Source organism: Komagataeibacter xylinus NBRC 15237, assembly GCF_001571345.1.
Lineage (GTDB): Bacteria > Pseudomonadota > Alphaproteobacteria > Acetobacterales > Acetobacteraceae > Komagataeibacter > Komagataeibacter xylinus.
Map to the genome: position 1 here is coordinate 20921 of NZ_BCTP01000038.1, position 6981 is coordinate 27901.

Sequence of the window (6981 nt, forward strand, 5' to 3'; positions counted from 1 at the left end):
CTCTCCTTCCCTGCCCGGCGGCTAGTGCGCGACCGGCGTTGCCTCCTGCCAGCCCCCGCCCAGCACACGGGCGAGCTGAATGGTGGCCTGCGTGCGCGTGTCCTGATTGGACAGCACCGCCGCCTGCGCATCGAGCGCCTGCATGCGGGCCTGAAGCACATCGCCAAGCGTGCGCTGCCCCCCGGCATACAGACCGGCCAGGTCATGCGCAACCTGCTCGGCCTGCCCCTGCGCGCGCGTCAGTTCCACGTCGCGGGCATCAAGGCCGAGGCGGTTTTCATACCCGTCCTCCACCTCGGCCAATGCATGCAGCAGGCTTTTGTCATAACCCGCCACCGCCGCATCGAGCCGGGCGCTGGCGGCGTGAATGCGCGCCTGCACGCGGTTGGCGGTGAATATGGGCAGGTAGGTGGTCAGCGCAATCAGGCCGCCGGTGCCCGACAGGCCGGGAATGCCATCAAAATGCAGCCGCCCGTCGCCGCCAAAGAATTCCAGCCCGAAGCGGGGCAGCAGGTCGGTCTTGGCACTCTTGAGCCGGTTGAGCGCCGCATCCACCTGGTCGCGCCCGGCACGCACGTCGGGCCTGCGCTCGAGCACCGTGTCAGGCATCTGCCCCACGGGGGCGGGCGGCACGAAATAGGCCGGGGGGGCGGCAGGTGCGGGCAACCCCTCCGGCGTCTGGCCGGACAGCACGGCAAGCCTGCGGTGCATGAGGTCGAGCCGGGCCACGAGAAGGGGCCTGCGCGCCTTCATTTCCGAGAGTTTCTGGTCAATCAGCCGCACATCCGCCGCCGTGGCCTGCCCCGATGCAAAACGCGCCTGCCCGTACGCCCGCAACTGCCCCAGCGTGGCAATGCCCCGGTCGGTCAGGGTAATCTGGCGCTGCACGCCCTGGGCGCGCAGGTAACTGTCAGCGGCATCGGCGGCAATGACCATCTGCACACCGTGGAAATACTCTTCCTCCGCCTTCACGCCATCCTTCGCCGCCTTCGCATCGGCATGGCGGCCGCCAAACAGGTCCGGCTCCCATGAGGCGGTAATGCCTGCAAGGTGGCCATCGGTGCTGCGATTGGAGTCAGGCAGGCCATCGGCATCACGCCAGTCAACATCGCCGCCCATCATGCTGCCGGTGGCCCCCACGGTGGGGTAAAGTGCGGAGCGCACGACCGTGTGCATCGCCCGCGCCTCAAGCACGCGGTCGCGCGCGATGCGCATGTCCGGGCTTGCGGCCAGCGCGGTCTCGACCGCCTGCGCCAGCCCCGGGTCATGCCATGCCTCCCACCAGCGCGTAAGATCAGTGGGGGCCTGCGTACCCGCCAGACCCGCCTGCGTGAACTGCCGGGGCACCGTTACGTGGGAGGCGGGCGCATGCGTGCGGAAGGGCGAGCACCCCGCCACAAGCCCCACGGCCACCGCAATACTTCCCATGCGGGCGGCCCGCGCCAATCTGTTCCTCATCATTCCTGCCTTGCCAACATGGATCTGAAGCGCATGAGCGCGAATACAAGAAATACTATGCCCGTCACCGTCACGGTCAGCAGCGGCAGCGCGATCGCCCCCAGCCCCGCATCGCGGTACAGAATGGCCTGCGACAGGTTGACGAACTGCGTGGTGGGCAGGAAGCGCACCACCACCTGCATCACCTGCGGCATGCTTTCCACCGGCGTTGCCGCACCCGACAGCAGGTAGGCCACCGCATAGACCGGCACCACCAGCAGCCCGAACTGCGGCATGGTGGGCGCCACCGTGGCCAGCATGATGCCCAGCGCCGTGGCCGAGAACAGGTACAGCAGCGAGCATGCCGCAAACAGCGCCACCGACCCCGCAATCGGCACGCCGAGCCACACATGCACCACCAGCCACAACGAGAGGATGGCGCCGACAAAGATGACCAGCCCGTTGGTCACGATCTTGGCCACCGCGATCTCGCTCGCACTCACGGGCATGACCAGCAGGTGCTCGAGCGTACCGTGCTCGCGCTCGCGGATAACCGCCGCCCCCACCAGCACGATGGACAGGATGGTGATGTTGGTCACGATCTGCATGACCGAGGTGAACCACTTCGATTCACTATTGGGGTTGAAGCGGATGCGGCTCTGCACGGCAAAGGGCACCTGATCAATGGGCGATGGCACATGCAGCATGTCATCCACCTCCCCCATCAGGATCTCGTTGAGGTATTCCGTGCCCAGCCCGGCCTGCGTCATGGCGGTGGCGTCCACGCGCAACTGCACGGCAGGCACGCGCCCGGCCAGTACGTCGGACTGGAAACCGGGGGGAATATCGACCACGAATATGTAGTCCCCCCTGTCCATGCCCGCGAGTGCTTCAGCACGGTCCACCATCACGGGTGGTTTGAAATAGGGCGGCTGAACCGCATCGCGCATGCGGCGCGACAGGGGGGAATTGTCCTCGTCGATGAAGGCGATGGTAGCGTTTGACACCTCCACCTTCACCCCGTTGGCCACCAGCAGCACGCCCGCGCTGAAGGCGAACACGATCAGCCCGAGCAGCACCCGGTCATGCACAAGGCTGCGCAGTTCCTTGCCGCATAGCAGGCCAACATTGAGCAGCCAGCGCATCATCCGCTCAGGCTTCCTGTTTTTTCAGCAGCAGGCGGGCGGCCAGCATGTAGCTTGCGCCAAACCCGCCCAGCGCCAGATACATCGGCCCGAAGCTTGCCACCCCCAGCCCCTTGGTAAAGCACCCGAGGCTGATGAGCTGGTACCACGTGGCCGGAAAGCCCAAGCCCACGAGGCGGCTGATGCCCGTGAGCGTGGAGGCCGGGTAAAGCAGCCCGGAGAAATTGACCGCCGGGATGAGGCAGATGATGGACGTGCCGAAAATGGCTGCCACCTGCGAGCTGACAAAGGTGGAAATGAGCAGCCCCAGCCCCGTGGCCGAGAGCACGAACAGCACCCCGCCCACGCTCAGCGCCAGCAGCGACCCCTTGAGCGGCACCCCCATCACCACCACGGCCACAAGCACCAGCATGAAGTAGCTGATGGTGGCCAGCGCCACGTAGGGCGCCTGCTTGCCCATGAGGTACTGCCCCACCGAGGCGGGGGAGGCATAAAGGTTGACGATCGAGCCCACTTCCTTCTCACGCACCACGCCAAGGGCGGTGAGCATGGTGGGGATGAGGATGAGGGCGAGCATGATCACGCCCGGCGTCATGGCGTAGATGCTGCGGAATTCCTGGTTGTAGGAAAAGCGCGGCTCCACGGTGATGGGAATGACCGCGCCGCGCGGCATCTCGCGGCCAAGCGTTGCGGCATAACCGGCCAGCACGCCGGTCACGTAGGCGCGCACATTGGCCGCGAGGAAGGGCACCGCGCCATCGATGATGACCCCGACCTCCGGCCTGCGCCCGGCCTCGAGGTCACGCGCGAAGCCTGCGGGGATGTCGAGCGCCAGTTGCACCCTGCCATTGCGGATGTCGCGGTCCAGCGCATCGGCATCCGCCACGGGGGCCAGTTCATGGAAATAGGTGGAGCCACGAAAACTGTCGATCAGGTCGCGGCTGATGGTGGTGCGGTCATGGTCATCAACCGTAAAGCGCACGCCTTCCACATCGAACGAGATGCTCGAGGCCGCCACCACCAGCAGGATCAGCGGGCCGATCAGGGCGAATGTCAGGCGCAGGCGGTCGCGCAGCAGTTCCACCCCCTCGCGCCGGGCAAAGGCCCAGGCACGCGGCAGCCACGCGCCACCCACCGCGCCAAACCGCGCCGCCAGCCTGCCACCCAGCGCGTGCCACCAGGTGCGGGCCGCACTGTGGCGCGCAGGCGCGGTGGCATGGTCCTGCGCATCGGTCGCGACCTCGGCATCCTGAAGGTAGGCGATGAAGGCGGCTTCAAGGTTTGGGGCGCTGCGTTTTTTCACCAGTTCGGCGGGCGTGCCCACGGCCAGCACGTGGCCGCGATGCATGAGCGAAATACGGTCGCACCGCGCCGCCTCGTTCATGAAATGGGTCGAGACGAAAATCGTCACATGATCCTGCCGCGACAGGCAGATGAGATGCCGCCAGAACATGTCGCGCGCGGCGGGGTCCACGCCGGAGGTGGGTTCATCAAGGATCAGGATTTCGGGGTTGTTGATGCACGCCGCAGCCAACTGCAGGCGCTGGCGGATGCCCAGCGGCAGGGAGGCGGGGCTGACATCGGCGCAGGCGCCGAGTTCAAACGATTCGATGGCCTGCGCCACGCGCTGCGCCGCCTGCGCTGCCGGAATGCGGTAAAGGCGAGCCTGCAGCATGAGGTTCTGCCGCACGGTCAGTTCCTCATACAGCGAGAAGGCCTGCGACATGTAGCCGATGCGCATGCGGGTCTGCATGTCGCCCGCCGTGATCTGCTCGCCAAACAGCTTTGCCGTGCCGCTGGTCGCGTCGAGCAGGCCGGTCAGCATCTTCATGGTGGTGGACTTGCCGCAGCCATTGGAGCCAAGGAAGCCGAAGATCTCGCCCCGGCTGATGGTGAAGCTTACATCGCTCACCGCCGTAAAGCTGCCAAAGCGGCGGGTCAGGTGCGCGGCCTCGATGGCGGGCGGCCCGCCGGGATTGGCATAGGGCGGAATGACAAAGCCACTGGCCGCCTGCCGCTTGCCCTCGGGCAGGAGCGAGATATACGCCGCCTCCAGCGATGTGGCGTGCGTGCGCTCGAGCACCTTTTGCGTCTGGTCGCTGATCAGTACCTTGCCGTCATCCATCGCCACCAGCCACGCAAAGCGCTCGGCTTCCTCCATGTAAGCGGTGGAGACGATCACGGTCATGGTGGGGCGCTCGCGGCGGAGCTGGTCCACCAGTGTCCAGAACTGCTGGCGCGAGAGCGGGTCAACGCCCGTTGTGGGTTCATCAAGGATCAGCAGGTCAGGGTCATGCACCAGCGCGCAGCACAGGCTGACCTTCTGCTTCATGCCGCCCGAAAGATGGCCTGCCGCCCGGTCGGGGAAGGGCGCAAGGCCCGTGGCGTCGAGCAGGCGCTGGATGCGGGCATCGCGCTCGCGGGCATCCATGCCGAACAGGCGGGCAAAGAAGTCGATGTTCTCCCACACCGACAGGGCGGGATACAGGTTGCGCCCCAGCCCCTGCGGCATGAAGGCGACACGCGGCAGGAACGCCTCGCGCGCGCGGCGCTCGCCTATATCGGCGCCCAGCACATCAAGCCGGCCCGACTGGAGCCTGCGCACGCCTGCAATCAGCCCCAGCAGGGTGGACTTGCCCACGCCGTCAGGCCCCACAAGGCCGATGGTGGTGCCCGCGGGCAGGTCCAGCGTCACATCCGCCAGCGCCGTGACCGAGCCGTAGCGGTGTGTCACCCCGGCTACACGAATGCCCGGCGGGTTATGGGGCGCGGCCTCGCTCATTGCGGGGCATCGGCCACATCAAGGCTTGCGGGCCAGTGCGCGGCAGGATCGGTGCGCACGTAGCCATCACCCGTCATGCCCGCCTTGAGCACGCTGCCATAACGCGCTGCCGTTTCAGGGCTGACCCGCAGCTTGACGCGATAGACCAGCTTGTCGCGCTCGGTCGTGGTCTCGACATATTTGGGGGTGAACTGCGCCTCGGGCGAGATGAAGGAAATGGTGGCGGGAATGACCTGCTGGTGCAGCGCGTCAAGGGCAATACGCGCCTGGTCTCCCACATGCAGCCGGCCCGCCTGCTGGGCGGGGTAGAACACGGTCAGGTACATATCCGCCGGGTTGAGCAGGGAGGCCACGCGGCCGCCGCCGGGCAGCACGGCGCCTTTCTCCACGATGCGGTATTCGATCCGGCCCGCCACGGGGGCGCGGATGGTCATGTCATCCTCGGCCGACTGCGCCTGCGCCACCTGCGCCCGGGCCGCATCCGCCACGGCCTGTGCCGCCTCGACCGCGCGCCCGGCGGCCTCGGCCGCTGCGGTGGCGGTGTCGAGATTGGTCTGGTGCTGGGTCACTTCCATGTCAGAGACAAGGTGCTGGCGGAACATGGTCTGCGCGTGATCCATGTCGTGCTGTGCGAGGTGCAACGTGGCCTGCCGTGCATCGTGCTCGGCCTGCGCGCGGGCCACGTCGGCCTGGGCCGCGCGCTGATGGGCGCGGGCGGCGTCAAGGCTGGCGCGGGCGCTGATGTCGTCCTCGCGCGCCAGCACCTGATCGGCGGCAACCGTATCGCCCTCATTGAAATCCAGTTCGGTGACGCGGCCGGGATATTTGACCGCCACGTCAATGCGGGCGAGTTCCAGCCGCCCGTTGGCGCGCGCCAGCCCCGGCGGCAGTTCGCCCCGGTGCTGCACCACGTACCACCCCACGCCACAACCCGCCGCCACCACGACAAGGGCCGCGCCAATCGCTGCGTCGCGCCACTTCATGCCACAGGCCCCACGTTGCCGGGAAAGCATGGGCCGGTCGCAACGGGGTGGAGCAATACGATCATGGAGGGAACCCTTAAAGCCAATGCGGAAACACCAGAACCCGACCTTCTATACAACCGGGCCGCACAATGAACTGATGTACATCATTTCAGGGCGCGTTATCACCACAGGCTGTGCCCTCGCTCTCACGCAGCACGCCCTCCGCCTGCCGCAGCACCACGGCCAGCACGTCCATCATGGCCTGCACCTGCCCTGCCCCCACGCCATCAAGCACGCGGGCCTCCATGCCCGCGCAGGTCTGGTGCAGGGCTGCGCATTTGTGCGTACCGCGCGCGGTCAGGTGCAGGGTCTTGGCGCGGCGGTCAGCGGGGTCGGGGCGGCGTTCGACCAGCCCTTCCTCTTCCAGCAGGTCGAGCACGCGCACCAGGGCCGAACTGTCGGTGTTCATGGCATGGGCAAGCGCGCGCTGGCTGACGCCATCGGGCAGCATCATGAGGTAGGCCAGCGGGCGCATCATCGCCATGCTCATGCCCTCGGGCCGCAGGGCGCGGTCGAGCACCAGCCGCCAGGTATTGGCCAGCCGCATGGTGAGGAAGGTCATTCGCATGTCCTGAAAACCCGTGCCCTCGAC

Annotated in this window: 5 protein-coding genes; all 5 read right to left on the reverse strand. The window is 67.0% G+C overall.

The features are described 5' to 3' along the window. Positions 1–21 precede the first annotated feature (21 nt). The gene (locus GXY01S_RS12825) at positions 22–1458 is read right to left on the reverse strand and encodes an efflux transporter outer membrane subunit (RefSeq protein ID WP_061275685.1); all 1437 of its coding nucleotides are present in this window, start codon (positions 1456–1458) and stop codon (positions 22–24) included. Next, on the reverse strand, positions 1458–2585 hold the full coding sequence (locus GXY01S_RS12830; protein ID WP_061275687.1) for an ABC transporter permease: 1128 nt from the start codon (positions 2583–2585) through the stop codon (positions 1458–1460). The genes GXY01S_RS12825 and GXY01S_RS12830 overlap by 1 nt, the downstream gene beginning before the upstream one ends. A 4-nt stretch (positions 2586–2589) precedes the next feature. Next, positions 2590–5364 (reverse strand): ribosome-associated ATPase/putative transporter RbbA, encoded by a 2775-nt coding sequence (gene rbbA / locus GXY01S_RS12835; RefSeq protein ID WP_061275689.1) that lies wholly within the window; start codon positions 5362–5364, stop codon positions 2590–2592. Further along, complete coding sequence (locus GXY01S_RS12840) at positions 5361–6347, reverse strand: HlyD family secretion protein (protein ID WP_061275691.1); 987 nt, start codon at positions 6345–6347, stop codon at positions 5361–5363. The genes rbbA and GXY01S_RS12840 overlap by 4 nt, the downstream gene beginning before the upstream one ends. A gap of 151 nt (positions 6348–6498) precedes the next feature. Next, on the reverse strand, positions 6499–6981 hold a 483-nt coding region (locus tag GXY01S_RS12845), incomplete at its 5' end, for a MarR family winged helix-turn-helix transcriptional regulator (protein ID WP_255210439.1).

Bases quoted from the DNA above. Each gene is read 5' to 3' on its own strand.
- GXY01S_RS12825 (WP_061275685.1), bottom strand. From the start codon at position 1,458: ATGAGGAACAGATTGGCGCGGGCCGCCCGCATGGGAAGTATTGCGGTG.
- rbbA (WP_061275689.1), bottom strand. From the start codon at position 5,364: ATGAGCGAGGCCGCGCCCCATAACCCGCCGGGCATTCGTGTAGCCGGG.
- GXY01S_RS12830 (WP_061275687.1), bottom strand. From the start codon at position 2,585: ATGATGCGCTGGCTGCTCAATGTTGGCCTGCTATGCGGCAAGGAACTG.
- GXY01S_RS12840 (WP_061275691.1), bottom strand. From the start codon at position 6,347: ATGAAGTGGCGCGACGCAGCGATTGGCGCGGCCCTTGTCGTGGTGGCG.